General features: G+C 55.9%; 13 protein-coding genes. 5 read left to right on the top strand and 8 right to left on the bottom strand.

Annotated elements, in window-relative coordinates; genetic code table 11:
- Positions 1-111: 111 nt before the first annotated feature.
- The 3 genes from BLX89_RS22200 to BLX89_RS22210 all read left to right on the top strand — a co-directional run bounded on the left by BLX89_RS22200 (position 112) and on the right by BLX89_RS22210 (position 1,330).
- On the top strand, positions 112-408 hold the full coding sequence (locus BLX89_RS22200) for a hypothetical protein (RefSeq protein ID WP_075293148.1): 297 nt from the start codon (positions 112-114) through the stop codon (positions 406-408).
- Positions 409-603: 195 nt separating this feature from the next.
- Positions 604-843 carry a hypothetical protein gene (locus BLX89_RS22205; RefSeq protein ID WP_075293149.1) on the top strand — a complete coding sequence of 80 codons (240 nt, stop codon included), beginning with the start codon at positions 604-606 and terminating at the stop codon, positions 841-843.
- Between the two features lie 4 nt (positions 844-847).
- Positions 848-1,330, top strand: coding sequence for a cupin (locus tag BLX89_RS22210; protein ID WP_075293150.1), 483 nt, complete (start codon positions 848-850; stop codon positions 1,328-1,330).
- Between the two features lie 619 nt (positions 1,331-1,949).
- On the opposite strand, the gene BLX89_RS22220 is transcribed toward BLX89_RS22210, so the two are convergent.
- A complete protein-coding gene (locus BLX89_RS22220; RefSeq protein WP_075293152.1) occupies positions 1,950-3,737 on the bottom strand; it encodes a thiamine pyrophosphate-requiring protein in 1,788 nt (595 codons plus the stop codon).
- Positions 3,738-4,255: 518 nt separating this feature from the next.
- Positions 4,256-5,161: a DMT family transporter gene (locus BLX89_RS22225; RefSeq protein WP_245292900.1), complete on the bottom strand. Its 906-nt coding sequence runs from the start codon at positions 5,159-5,161 to the stop codon at positions 4,256-4,258.
- A gap of 129 nt (positions 5,162-5,290) precedes the next feature.
- Here BLX89_RS22225 and BLX89_RS22230 point away from each other — a divergent pair, with 129 nt between their 5' ends.
- Positions 5,291-5,908: a CGNR zinc finger domain-containing protein gene (locus BLX89_RS22230; RefSeq protein ID WP_075293154.1), complete on the top strand. Its 618-nt coding sequence runs from the start codon at positions 5,291-5,293 to the stop codon at positions 5,906-5,908.
- Positions 5,909-6,373: 465 nt separating this feature from the next.
- Here the strand turns inward: BLX89_RS22230 and BLX89_RS22235 are convergent, their stop codons facing one another.
- From BLX89_RS22235 to BLX89_RS22245, 3 genes are all read right to left on the bottom strand, one after another.
- Positions 6,374-6,745: a hypothetical protein gene (locus BLX89_RS22235; RefSeq protein ID WP_075293155.1), complete on the bottom strand. Its 372-nt coding sequence runs from the start codon at positions 6,743-6,745 to the stop codon at positions 6,374-6,376.
- Positions 6,746-8,751: 2,006 nt separating this feature from the next.
- Positions 8,752-8,976 (bottom strand): hypothetical protein, encoded by a 225-nt coding sequence (locus tag BLX89_RS22240; RefSeq protein ID WP_075293156.1) that lies wholly within the window; start codon positions 8,974-8,976, stop codon positions 8,752-8,754.
- Positions 8,976-9,227, bottom strand: a complete 252-nt coding sequence (locus tag BLX89_RS22245) for a hypothetical protein (protein WP_075293157.1) — start codon at positions 9,225-9,227, stop codon at positions 8,976-8,978. The genes BLX89_RS22240 and BLX89_RS22245 overlap by 1 nt, the downstream gene beginning before the upstream one ends.
- Positions 9,228-10,162: 935 nt before the next feature.
- On the opposite strand from BLX89_RS22245, the gene BLX89_RS22250 reads away from it, so the two are divergent.
- Entirely contained in the window at positions 10,163-11,086 is a 924-nt protein-coding gene (locus BLX89_RS22250; RefSeq protein ID WP_075293158.1) for a LysR substrate-binding domain-containing protein, read from the top strand.
- A 94-nt stretch (positions 11,087-11,180) separates the two neighbouring features.
- Here BLX89_RS22250 and BLX89_RS22255 read toward each other — a convergent pair whose 3' ends face one another.
- The 3 genes from BLX89_RS22255 to BLX89_RS22265 all read right to left on the bottom strand — a co-directional run bounded on the left by BLX89_RS22255 (position 11,181) and on the right by BLX89_RS22265 (position 13,836).
- Entirely contained in the window at positions 11,181-11,399 is a 219-nt protein-coding gene (locus BLX89_RS22255; protein ID WP_075293159.1) for a hypothetical protein, read from the bottom strand.
- Positions 11,400-11,567: 168 nt separating this feature from the next.
- Positions 11,568-12,710 carry an SMP-30/gluconolactonase/LRE family protein gene (locus BLX89_RS22260; protein WP_245292901.1) on the bottom strand — a complete coding sequence of 381 codons (1,143 nt, stop codon included), beginning with the start codon at positions 12,708-12,710 and terminating at the stop codon, positions 11,568-11,570.
- A gap of 121 nt (positions 12,711-12,831) precedes the next feature.
- Positions 12,832-13,836, bottom strand: coding sequence for an NADP-dependent oxidoreductase (locus tag BLX89_RS22265; RefSeq protein WP_075293191.1), 1,005 nt, complete (start codon positions 13,834-13,836; stop codon positions 12,832-12,834).
- Positions 13,837-13,882: the final 46 nt, after the last annotated feature.

Consider the following 13,882-nt stretch of genomic DNA (forward strand, 5'->3'; position numbering starts at 1 on the left):
CGCTTAAGGACAGCGGGATTTCACAAGCGAAACACGTTACGCGACACGCTGTTCCAGGAACTGATGACCCGTGCGCCAGTTAAATACAGCGATTCAAGTTGGAGCACGCTCATGGCGCATCTAGTTGAAATTTTTCTTCCTGTCTCCAACGTACCTATGAAGGAAGCGCTTGAGGACATTCGAAACGAACTGACCGCTCGCTTTGGAGGAGCTACGCTGCATGCTAGCACCCCCGCCGAGGGCGCCTGGGTCGACAACGGCATGTTCGAATTCGATCGAATCGTGATTGCCGAGGTTATGACCGAACAGCTTGACCGCAATTGGTGGCGCGAATATCGCGAGCGACTTGAGCGTCAACTAGCACAGGACGAGATTGTAGTTCGCGCTACTCAGATTGATCGGCTGTAAGGAGAATTTATCCTATTGTTGATCATTGGCTATCACGCCTCTTATGTGCGGTTCTTGCCCATCCAGCTCCTGCACGACGTCGAACAAGGAGTGCCCTCGGCTGTATCCGAATGCGAACCTTAGTCTCACAGTCATTCCGGAACGATGGCGGCGTCCAGGTGTTCCTCACGCGGTATTGGGATAAAGGAGATTGCAATGGGAAATACTACAAAGGAACTCGCGGACGAGTATCGGCGCCTCGGTGGTCGTCGAGTAGCAGTCATCGACGACAACCTTGGTTCTTCGCGCGATTGGGACGGCGACACTCCGGAAGCCGGCCGGTTCTGGATTGAAAACATCGCAATTCTGTCCGACCGGGAGCGCCGGGACGTTGAAACTTATCTCCCTTCGTTGAACGACGAGAGCGACGAGCCAGCGTCGAACTTGAGGGGATGACGACATGGGTGTCGGTAGGACGGTGTTTGAACCGAGTCACTGGGTACCGAACAATCAGCGTCTGCCCGTCCTGCACTACAAGGTTGATCTGTCAGATGGAAAGAGTTTCGAAGCGCTGTTTGTTAAAGATGGCTGGTCCGGCATCTGGACAGACGGCGTCTTTGATTTCCAGCATTACCACACAGGGGCGCATGAGGTCTTGGGCGTAAGAAGCGGGTCCGCGACCTTGCTGATAGGTGGTCCGGACGGACGCAAGTTCATGGTGGCAAAGGGCGGTTGCCTGATCCTTCCTGCTGGAACCGGGCACAAAAACCTCGGCAGCTCGAGCAAATTCGAGGTTGTGGGTGCCTATCCTCCTGGTCAGCATGCGGATATCCAAAGGTCGGCTGCTAACAACGAGATGCTCTCGGCCATCAAAGCCCTACCTTTGCCTCAGACTGACCCGGTTTTGGGTGCAGCGGGAGCTCTAGTCAAGGAGTGGTTCTGATGCTCGTCAGGGGCACGCTCGAGACGTGATTGAGGTCACGCGCTCGGCTCGATCCAAAAACGCGCGTGTGCTCAGTGCATTGTGATCAATATCTTCGCAGTGAAGGATGTGTCTAAGGGCGCGGGAGGCTTTCCATGGCAAGTCGACGAGCGACTTGTCGTCTCCTGAGCAAGCAAAGGCATGAAACAGGCAACCGCTTCCATATGCGTTTGCTCCTGCATATCGATGCACCCCGCGTCGAACGCCTATCCCTTAGTCGCATGCAAATGCTCAGCATTTTCGATAGTTGGTGTGACCAGCTCAGCCACTTCAACGTTTTTTGGCACGGGTCGCCTGCAGCTTCTCTTCAGCCTTCGTGTGATCGACAGTGATCATTTCCGCCACATATTTGAATTGGTAAGTTCGCGGCATTCTGTTTCGCGGGTTTATTTGGGGGACCGCGAACTGGTTCTAGCTTGAGACAACTTTGACGGATGTTGATGAGCCGATGATCATTATGGGCGCGGCTTCTTGCTGGCCGCTGTTTTTGTTCTTCACACAGGTTTTGGTGAGATCGGCGTTGCCGGTATCAACAGTAGCTATCGCACTTTGGAGCCCGTTAAGGAATATTCTGAACTTGTCAGTCCCCATTTCCGGGTAAGACAGAACTCAGCACTTGGCGGACAGTCCCACGAATAACCCCGCCCTGGTTAGGGTCTCCTTTGACAAGAGTCGATGCGAGATTCTTCACTTGGTCAAACGTCAGATGCGGAGGGAGCGGCGGAACGTCGGGGTCGGTTTTGACTTCAAGCAAGACCGGTCGGTCGGCGGAGAGGGCCGCGTCCCAGGCCGGACCGAGATCCTCTGGCCGATCGACGTATATACCCTTCAATCCAATCAGCTCGGCGAACTGGTGGTATGGTACGTTCGGGATACTTTGCGACGCCTCGAATTTCGGATCCCCTTCCATTACTCGCTGTTCCCAGGTGACCTGATTAAGGTCCTCGTTGTTGAAGACGCAGATGACGAAGCGGTGATCAGCCCAGGTCTGCCAGTACTTGGCGACCGTGATGAGCTCGGCCATATTATTCATTTGCATGGCGCCGTCGCCGACTAAACCAATCACCGGACGATCGGGATGGGCATATTTTGCGGCAATGGCATACGGAACGGCAGCTCCCATGGATGCCAGGCCGCCCGAAAGCGATCCCATCATCCCCGACCGCATCTTGATGTCGCGCGCGTACCAATTGGCGCAAGAGCCGGAATCGCTAGTCAAGATGACATTGTTCGGGAGTCGAGAGGACAATTCCCATGCGACGCGCTGCGGATTGACAGGGTTCGCTTCCGCATGTGCGCGCTCGTCCAACAGCTTCCACCACTTCGCAACACTCTTTTCGATCATGTTGCGCCATTTCAGGTCCTTTTGCTTCAACATCGGTAAAAGCATCTTCAATGTCTCGGCCGCGTCACCGACAAGGTTGACGTCCATTGGGTAACGCAGCGAGAGCATTCCGGCATCGAGATCGATCTGAACAGCCTTAGCGTTACCCTCTTTCGGAAGGAATTCTGAGTACGGAAAACCGGATCCGATCATCAGCAGCGTGTCGCAGTCGCGCATCAACTCGTACGAAGGCCTCGTGCCGAGCAATCCAATCGATCCTGTGACCCAGAGCAGATCATCGGCTAGAGCGGCTTTGCCCAACAGCGCTTTCGCCGCTCCTGCACCAAGCCGGTCTGACACAGAAATTACCTCATTCGTCGCGCCAAGCGCTCCAGCGCCGACCAAGATGGCGACTTTCTCGCCGGCATTCAGAATATCGGCTGCCGCTTGGATATCTTCCTGATGCGGGACGACGATAGGTGGGCGATAACCGAAGCCCGAATGTACTGCCCCATGAGCCCGCTCAGGTTCCTCGTAGGACATCTCCTGTAAATCATTGGGCAGAATGAGCGCCGTCACTGTCCGGTTTGCCAATGCCAACCGGACGGCACGGTCGATCAAATGGCGCACCTGCGCGGGCGTCGAGGCTTGGTGAACAAAATCGCGCGCAACATCCTTGAACAAGGCAGCAATGTCGACTTCCTGCTGGTAGTGACCGCCAATCGCGCCTTGCGCCTGCTGGCCGACAATGGCCAGAAGCGGTTGATGGTCCGCCCGAGCGTCATACATCCCGGTCACGAGATGTGTCGCGCCTGGCCCAGAGGTCGCGATACATACGCCTAGCTCGCCGGAGAATTTTGCATAAGCGGATGCCATGAAGGCAGCCATTTCCTCATGTCGAGCTTGGATGAAATCGATCTTGTCACTCGCGCGGTTCAATGCTCCAAATACGCCGTTGATTCCGTCCCCTGGGTAGCCGAACATCCGTCGCACACCCCACGCATAGAGCCGGGAGATGATAAAGTCGCCAACGGTCTGAGCCATGAGTTTCCCTCCGATGTGATGAACCGCTCTGAGAGTGTGGAACCCTCGGCCAATGGCTCTGGTTCCCTTTTGGCATGCGGTGAGCGTCTGAGGTCCACAGAGAAACCGTCACGAGAATATGCCGGAGGGTTAGCTTCGCCGAAGAGGCCGCCACACAGCCAGGTTTCCGAAATTCGGGTGAAAGGCAAGACTTGCTGTTGCACGCCCAGGCGCCGTTCCATTACACCCGCTGCTGCTAGGTGGTGGTCTTGAAATGGCACGAACTGCTGCCCTGGATATCTGCCGTTGCATAGTTCGCCGCCCCCATTCAACGCATGTTTGACGAGACTTCAGACAACATAGCTACGGCTTCCTTACTAAAGCATGTCTCGCAAAACTGTGCGTCGGTTTGCCGGAAAGACATGCGAAAGAACAAAAACCTATTGCGGACGAGCGAATCTGTAAGATCGCGACATGCTTTAGACACATAGTCGAGGATCAGACGATTAGCTTTGACTCACGGACAATGTTTTCCGACATCAGGTGTCGACCAGGGCACCTTTGACGGTCGGCGCCTTGGCCATAGCGAGGTAGGCACCGGTCAGCATGACGATGATGCCAATCACGTCGGACACGGTAACCTGTTCGGAAAAGAACAGCGCGCCGAGCACCACGGCGATCACCGGAGAGACGAAGGCATAGCTTCCCGCACGCGACGCGCCAATGTCCCGCAACAGCCGCATGTAGGTCGTATACCCGACAAGAGAGCCAAAGATCACAAGGAAAAACCACGCCGTCCAAGCGCTTATGCCCCAGTTTCCAGAAGCAGCGGCCACGGCGCCCGGCTCGACGATCAGTGCAGCGATCATCAGCGCGATGCCACCCACCAGCGTCGTGATTCCGGCAACGAAAACTGCCGGATAGGATCGCAGCAACGGCCTCGCGAGCACCGAGCCGTAGCCATAGGTAAATGCCGCTGACGCGACCGCCAGCCCGCCCCACAGGCTCGCTCCGGGAAAAGCATCAGGCTTCGATCCGTTTCCGTCTGGAAGCGACGGCCAAAACAAAACTACCAAACCGCAGACACCAAGCAGGATCGCCAGGATCCGCCTGATGTCGATCCTCTCCTCCCGCAACAACAAGGCGAAACACAGTAGAGCGATGGGTGTCAGCGACATCTCCAGAACCGCGGCCGTGCCCGTGTCGATATACTGCATGCCCCAGAACAAAGGCCCGTAGCACAAGGTGATCATCAATATACTAGCAGCGATGAAGCGCATGCCATCTTCAATATTCACGGACGTAGCCTCGCCCCTCATCCAGCCATAAACAAGCAATAGAAGCCCTGCCGCGATGAAGCGCGTTGCCGCAAAAAGCAGCGGCGGAACGGCTTCGATTCCGGCCTTGCTCGCGATCCATGTGCTACCCCAGATGATGCAGAGCATGAGAAAGCGGAGGTGGTTTTTGTTTAAACGAGAGGCCATGGTGTCTCCAATTTCGGTAACGGATAAAACCCCTTTAGGCCGTTACAACCTGCTCTTGCCCAAATCGTTCCACGTTCCGATATTGTTGAGATGACAAAACATAAAACCATCGGCGAGATCAGCCTGCTCGGCGGCCATCCGGCACTCGACTTCGTCAACACGGTTGATAGCCGTGGCGCGCGATGGGGTCCTGAATTTTTGACCAGCTACAGCGATCTAGTTTCATGGGCTAGGCGCCTCGACGTCATAGATGACGAAGAGCAACGCACGCTGCTTTCGCTGGCGACAAATTCACCTTCTGATGCGGAGAGGGAATTGATCCGCGCCAGAGAGCTGCGAGAGACCCTGCATCGAATTCTTTTGACGGAGACTAGTAACGAGGCGGTTCGCGTAAGAGACCTTGAGCTGCTCAACGAGTTTACAAGGCAGGCACAAGAGCGACGTAGTTTGGCCATCGTCGATGACACGATCGAATGGCGCCACTCCCCTGCCCGCCACCTAGACTCCGTTACAATCCGGGTTGGTTGGCTGGCAGCAAATCTGCTGACATCGCGACGGGAGCGCCGCCCCATCCGGGTGTGCGAAGGTCCGAACTGCGGCTGGTTATTCCTCGATCACTCACGCAATGGTCATCGACGCTGGTGCTCTGACAGGACGTGTGGATCACATGCAAGAGTGCGGAAGTTCCGAGCCGTGCGAGCTGAGTAAATGACGCGGCTACAGACTACAGGCAATAGCCATGGAAGTCCGCGCTCGATCCCCCGTTATTGATCGCGGTGTGACGCGATCACAAAAAGCCGACCGTGCTGCTCGGTGGTTCGTAGCTTAGGTCTCTGGAGGCTAGCGCCAAAACCGGCTTTCGATCGAGCTGCACCGAACAGCTCGACGGTGAACTCGACATCAGGCTCTCAAAAGCCCCGTCTGTTATCACGTGCTGCCGATCACCTTTTCGCTGTTCCCTCGGTAACGTACCAGCAGCTCATTTTCAAATATTCAAGCTCCAAACTCAAGGAGCAAGTCCAATGGAATTTCGTAGTTTTTTTAAAGCGCCTGAAAGGATGATCGCGATGGCCGCAATCATCATCTGGATTGCGTCAATTGCCCAAGCCGTAGCGATTTCTCAGGTTTGATCTTGCTTCCTGTTCAAGCCTCGCTCCTGTGGTCGGATCATTCTTAAATCTCACTGACTAGGTCGAGTTCGTCAAACCGCGCGCCGATCGCAGGTGCCTTCTTACGTTCGGGCGACCGGTTACAAATCTGCGTGGGAGATCTTTCGCAACACGCGATAATCGTATGGTCGAGTGTGGCGTCGATGGGCAAGGCCTGTGACGACAGTTTGACGACGACGGTTCGGTAGCAGGATCGACCCAAACCCAACGCGGTAACACCAATGACGGCCAACTTCCCTTGTCCGGTCTCAAACCAATAATTGCGGTAGCTGCCGTTTTCGAACAGGACCGACTGATCTCCGTTTTCCCAGGCGTTCCAAATGCCACCGGTCCAAAGGTCGCCAATCCACACTTGCGGAATAAAGGCCTCCGCCATCCTTCCGCACGAGCTCGCCGGTTAAGGCGAGGTCGCGGGCCATTACTGACATGCCTCCGGCGGCGCGCGCCGTGCCGAGGTGATCGACGGTGATCACAGCATCAGATTTCGCACCCATCGGCTTCCAGAGGTGCTCGCTGAAAAGATCGCAAGTCGCTTTCCGTCGCGCTTTCCAGGACTATACCAGCGCGATCCGTGTTCTGGGAGGATAAGCGTGCTTCCCGCCGCGCGAGCCAGTTCCTCTGCCGATGCCGCAGACGAAGGTCTTCAGATCCGGTGCGGGGCTGTGCGGTTTCTGCGGGTTCCATCCGGTCGAACGCCGATAGCAGTCGAAGCCACCGGGAGTCCTGAGATAGTCCTCAACGATATCGACACCAATTTCCATATTGAACACTTGCTGCACAATCGCGTCCGCGTAGTCGGATCCAGCGTACCTCAAGCTCGTGGCGGGAGCGGGGATATAGGTTTCGGATCTTCGGTCGGCTTGCGAGAGAGCTGATTCACGCAGCTGGAAGACGAAGGATTTTCAAACGACGCGAGGCTCTGCCTGACTGACGGAGTGATAGCGGTGTCGGTTTCGCTTCGAAAGAGCGTGGATAAAACTCAAGAGTGACATCAGAATTGCACTAGCAACCATCATGGAGGACGGCACCGACAAAGACAATCTTGGTCGATAGTGCGCCTCCGTCGTTTACCGAAGCCAGCAAAGCCTTGGTCTAATTAAGGCACTGCTTCATCTCCGAAATGAAGTGGACGGCACGGCCTGAAGGCTTCACGTTCTACGATTATCAGCAGTGACTGTCGCTAGGCCGGGGGTGACCTTTTCAGTGACTTCAGGCTCGCTGGAGCGGTTGGCAAGCCTGCTTTCTTGACATGCAACTACATTGGCCTACGCAACCCCCGCGCGCTCCCTGCCCGATCTCTTGTTGATGCGGGGACGGTTGCAGGGTGCAGACCCTACTTACCAGACTCGGGTGACACGCGCGACATGCGCAGTGTTGGAGAAGATTTCCCTGCAGCAGATACTGGTATCCCGCAGTCCTTAGCCCGGTAAGGGCGTAGCGCGTGATCGCTTAGATGAACCTACGCCCGGCCTTGTTGACACTGCAACATAAGGGCCGACAGATCGAGCTTTGACGGGGCAACGGTAGTCGCGGAACTAGAAGTTCGTAATTTTCCTGTGTCTGCGAAGAACCCGCCTTGGCTATACTGTGTTATGCCAGGAAGGGGCTCCTCGATGACTTTGGGGGGAACGTCACGACTGTCCGGCATGTTTGCTCTCCGACACTTATTTTTGCCGGAACGTATACAACAGCAACTAGTTCCGAAGTCTCGCAGAACGGTATGGATTCTTCGTCTGCCTCAATGCGTGACGAATAGGGTTTCATCTCGGGACTGCAATGTTTGATACTGCCGTGCTTGTTTCGCTTGGGCTATGGGCCAGTATCATTTCAGACGCTGTGAAATACGCCAGCGATGGTGTTGACGATTTTTTGACTGCCGCAGCGAAATAATGCTATGATTCGCTCGTCAATGCGGCGGACCTGAACCACCCCGCTGTGTCACGCGTGCGGGGTGGTCTCGCATCAAGGCTTGTATGGATATTGGGGATATCACCATCACCGCGCTTCAACATGCTTGCTCGAATAGAAGCTCAATATCCCCAATGTGCACGCTGTGATGCCGTACGTCAGTGTTTAGCGGCCGGTCTCGTCTGCGTTGCCCCGGCCTCAATCAACACAACTGCCTTCTTCACCCGGTTACGCCTTATGACAGGCGATAGGACGCCTCTACAACGTGTGAAGCTCCGCGCGGGCACGTTGTAGTTTTATTGCGGCAAATCTCGCTGGTGCATGCTGGCCCTTGGCTCCTTACGCCGGCATCGTTAAGCTCGATGCGTCCGATATGAACCTCCGTAGAGGCCAAGGAAACCTTGCAGCGGCTCCGGCTCAGACCGGTCCGTCATGGCATGTCGGGCGCCAATGCTACAGCCGCTGGTATTTTAGTTATCTGAGGCGCTTGAGGATTTCCTCGACCGCTTTCCTGTCGGCATATGCAAGCATCATGCTGTCAGCAACTTCGATAATAGCGGCAAGAGCTTCCTGTCCATCCCAACCCGCCGCAACCATATCTGCAACTAAGCAAGATACTGGCCCGTCGGCTTCGTGCTGGCAATCCATGAAACGGTCTTCGTAGTCGCCATGGACAGCTGGTGAACGAATGAACGGCATTATCCAGCCCTCGGTGCGTCCGGATATGGTTTCACCTCAGCCTCGTCCGGAGCGTCTTGAAGGTCGGGATCGGCGTCAGCGGATTTCCATGTAGCCTTCAGTGCAAGTTCAGCTGCTTCCAGAACCTCTGCCGTCTCCCAACCTCGCATCACCATGATGTCAACTGCGTTGGATAGCAGCGCGTCCATCTGGTCTTGACAATCCTTCGATCGGCGGAAATCCCCGATCGCAAACTGTGGCTCGTTTTGCATGTCCGTTCTCCTTTCGCGAAGAACCGGACGGGGTGAAGTTTGTTCCGGTAGGGTACGTGAAGGCAAAAAGAGATGCTTCTTTGAGAAGGGCACCGGTCGGTATCCGAAAATGATCAGGGAGAATGACACGGTTTTGACCCGCTCACGCTGAGATAGCTCCTCGCCGAAAAAAAAAGAAGTGCGAGTGGCGAAAGAACGGAACGCCCCGAGGTTAGGGTTGAACGCCTTGAGAGTCAGAAGTCTGTCTAATGCACTGAAGAGAATGTTAGGAAACACAAGGAAAGGCCATTCAGAGTTGGAATGATATGTCACCTAAGCAACTACTCTTTGCTAAAACAAGGGCCGCGAAATCCGTTAAACCAGTAGTTTTCGGCGAGCGAGACCGGGAATTTTCAGGGCTTGCGAAGCCACGTCCTACCCGTGGTACCGCCTCATGCGCTGTTTACGTAGTCGCGGGTTTAGCCCCGGAATCGACCGAAACGGGCCGCTCTCCACGGTCCGAGTCTGCACAGGATCATGACGCGTCTCCGGGCGGCGGCCTGTTTGCCGATGCACTTGTCCGGCGGAGCAGGGCTCGTACGCTGCGTCGCGGATCAAGAACGCACATGTGCGCGGCAAGCTGACATGCGCTGCCAGTCGCAAAGGCCACTTCAATCACGGGCTCGATCAAATCGACGAAGCGGGTCTCTGTGGACTTTTGCAATCTTTACACGTTTCTGTTGAACTAATTGGTGGATGATAGGGAGGAAGATCGGCCCACGCTTTGAAAGACATCATATCGAAGTCTTCTTGTTGGAGCGGTCGTTCGAACATCATAGCGATGACTTTTTTCAGGAAATTCATTGGCGTCTCTCAGGTTTGTACACCCGGCAAAAAAGCTCGTCGCGCCCTGAACGACAATGGACATTGTCTCATGGGGGGTTTAGTTTTTCTCCATGGCAGATGGACATGACCCTTTCGCGACACTTCCCTTGAATGCACTGCGAGCGATCGAAAGGGTCGCGCGAACGGGGTCTCTGCGGGCAGCAGCTGAGACACTCGGCGTCACCCAAGGAGCGGTCAGTCAACAGATCCGCCGCGCAGAACTTCGGCTCGGCAAAGCGCTATTTCATCGGCGACCCGCTGGTCTTGTTCCCACATCGGTGCTCGCGGAGATCCTTCCAGACCTCGAGCTCGGGTTTACCCGTCTTGCTTCCGCGGCTGAAAACCTTAGGACACAGCCCTCGCAACGCCTTAACATCAGTGTAGCTCCGGTTTTCGCCGCTCGGTTCTTAACACCACGACTGTCTGCCTTTAAGCAGGCCCATCCGCAAATCGATATCAGTCTGGTGGTTGACGGACAGATCGCAGATCTGTCGCAGGCTGACCTGGATGTTGGAATCCGCTACGGCAAAGGCAATTGGCCACGGACGAAAAGTAAAAAGGTCTGCGAGAGTTCACTGGTTCTTGTATGCTCACCGGAACTCGCAAGGAAACTTCAACAATCCGCCGATCTTTCTGCTGTCACCGTCATTCGTGACATCAGCACATCCTCCGGATGGAGACGATGGGCAGTCACGGCCAATCTCGGTCACGATTTCCCTCTCACTTTCTCAGATATGTTCGGAAACCCGAGCGTTGCGATAGAAGCCGCGCTTGCGTCAGCCGGCGTGTTACTGGCGGTTGATCTGCTCGTTGCCGATCTGTTAGCCTCAGGCGCGTTGGTTGACCCGTTCAAGGTCAGAGCGGCATCTGACGAACATTATTGGTTGGTGAATGCGGAAGGCCGATCTCAGAGTACAGCGTTACGAACGTTTGCTCGTTGGCTCCAACTGGAGGCAAAACTGTGTCTCGAGGGTTTACCGGCAAATGTTGCTTGAGGCACGCAGCTTGGGAGACCCTCATGTCTTCGAGATAGCGTCAGTGCCAATTTGGGACCCCGACCACGGCCGAGTCTGATCGTCGCGAGCCGTTTCATTCGGAACCGACGCGTGACGCATCTTCTTCCTGCTTGACCTCTTTCAAGAGACGCTCGCGCGGACCCTTCTTGAGTTTATTGCGAACGGCATCGACGGTCCTGTCGTCCACCTCTACTGGAATGCTGGTGTCATCGGGCAATCCGTCGGCCGTCTGACCGATTGGAGCGTCTTTCGGCCTGTCATTCAGCCCATCCGTGAGTTTCTTGTTCGACATAGCAGTCCTCCATCTTTTCCTCTAACGGCCTCGCCGCGCGGTAAGCGGCCGAAGCCAAACGTGGAGGCACTCGCCCCGACGACGCGAGCACCCCTAGCCTGCAAGCTGGCGATTCGTGCGATAGGCGCATCTCGCACTCCGGGACCACTCAGCGGCGATAACGGTGCCTTATCTTAGGGGCGTGAACTTGAACAGCGTAAAGCTGTCGTTGGTCCACGCCTGATGAAACCACGGGGAATCCTGAATATGCGACGCGGTGATGTACATCGTCCCGTCGGGACCTTGCGAAAATGTGTCGGGCCAGCGTAGCCGACTGTCTTGAAGGAGAGGCGTAACCTTTCCATCCGGGCCCAGGATTTTGACGCCGTCGTTTTGTATCGTGCTCAGATAGATGCGGTTCTGGTCGTCGATCCACAAACCGTCGGTCGGCTCTGTTTCGGCGTACTTCTCCGGTTTCACTGCCGTTGGGTCCTGTGGTGCGTTCTGCAACGCCTCAGTTGAAGTTCGATACATCGTGTTGCCAGTGAGAGCTTTCCAGTAGAGCGTCTTCCCATCCTTTGAGAGGGCAATGCTGTCGGCATTGAACAGCGGCTGGCGTCCGTCCGGCCGGCGGAGGGGTTTGCCATCGACTTGGACGACGACGTCTTGCTCGAACTGGGTTGACGGATCATCGCTAAGGACACGCCACGCTTTGCCGGAGGTAAGATCAAGAACGACTAGCCCACCTGGCACCCCGGAATCGGTGAAATAGGCGAAAGCGCCGTCAGGAGCGATCCGGACGTCGTTGAGGTAGCTGGCTGGGCCAGCAACGTCAGGCCCCAAAAGATAGATGCGCCTGACGGCATTGGCTTTCAGATCAATCTGGACGAGTTTCGGCCCGTTCCTAACGGTCTTTTCGCTATTGGGCGCGGCCGGATCAACGACCCAAAGCGAACCCCTGCCGTCGGCAACAACGCTTTGGACTGTCACGAAGTGGTCCTTCGGCGAAATCTCCGACATCTTCGAGTTGCGCCACGTATTCCACTCTTCATTGGGATAGGGTCGGATCGAGCCATCCGTCATCACTTCGGCGACCGAGACCGGGACGTCTTCCGACCAACGCGGAAAATTGACGAAGATTCTGCCATCTTCCGCTACGGTGACGCCGGTAACCTGATGGTCGAAGGTCGCAACTTTCTCTAGCCGCTCGTCGGTCGTCCCTGCCATGGGTGCAACCAGGTCCTTCGCGTTGTTCGTCAGCTTTTCCATGGTCTGGCCATAGGCAAGGAGCGGCGACGATAGCGTCGCGATGACCGCTGCGGCCGATACCACGCCCTGAATGGATCTCTTGTGCATAAAGGCCTCCGTTGATTGGCCCTCGAACCTTGCCCATCTCTCAAAGTTCCCCAGCAACCCTAGAAACTGAGACAAGCGTACCAACGTGCCCGACTGACTATCGAACGGTCAGGACGATCTTGCCCTGGATGTGACCCTTTTCAGCGCGGGCGTGGGCAGCGGATGCCTGCTCCAGCGGATAAGCGCTGTCGATGACGACTTTGATCGTGCCATCACTCAGCAGGGGCGCGATTTCTTTGAGCTGCGCCCCATTCGATCTGACCTGCGTCGTTGATACGATAACGTCGCGTTTCTTAGCCTCGTCTGCGCCCTCGAAACCAAGTGCAAAGATCGGGAACAGCGTTCCGCCCCGCTTCAGTGTGCGCAGGAAGCGCCCTGACTTCGCACCGCCCACGCTATCGACGACGAGATCGACATCACGAACGACATCCTCGGGCGCCTGCATGGTATAGTCGATGAATTCATCCGCACCGAGATCACGCAAGAGCGCTTCATTTTTTCCCGATGCGACGGCGATGACATGGGCGCCCTTCCACTTCGCCAGTTGTAGTGCGAAGTGCCCGACGCCGCCGGCCGCACCGTTGACCAGCAGCGTTTTCCCTTCCAGGGAAACCGGCTCATGCCGGGGCGGCTGAAGAGGGTTCGCCTCGTCATGTCCAACATCAATTAAAAACTGCCAGGCCGTCAGCAGAGACATTGGTGCGGCGGCTGCGCGAATGTGGTCAATGCCTTGCGGTTTGTGGCCAATTTCCGAGACAGAGACAGCCACATACTCGGCATATCCACGACTTCCTCCGGCAAGCCCGCTCGGAAAGCGGACCATGGAGTAAACTTCGTCGCCAACAGAAAAGTCTGTTACGTCATCGCCTATGGCTTCAACGACACCGGAAATATCAGTCCCGGGGATTGCTGGGAAATTCACTTTTGGACGCCATTCGGGCGTCAGCGCTTTAAAACCCTCACGCAGGTACCAGTCCGGCGGGTTGAGGCCCGCGGCATGTACACGAACCAGGACGTCATGCGCGGTGATCTGCGGCTTTGGCGCATCCTCGTACTGAAGAACATCCGGTCCGCCGAAGCGATAAAACTGCACTGCCTTCATCAGGTTGCTCACTTAAGCCTCCATGGCGTTTCGCAATGACAGCAAG

Source organism: Pararhizobium arenae (assembly GCF_001931685.1).
GTDB lineage: Bacteria > Pseudomonadota > Alphaproteobacteria > Rhizobiales > Rhizobiaceae > Pararhizobium > Pararhizobium arenae.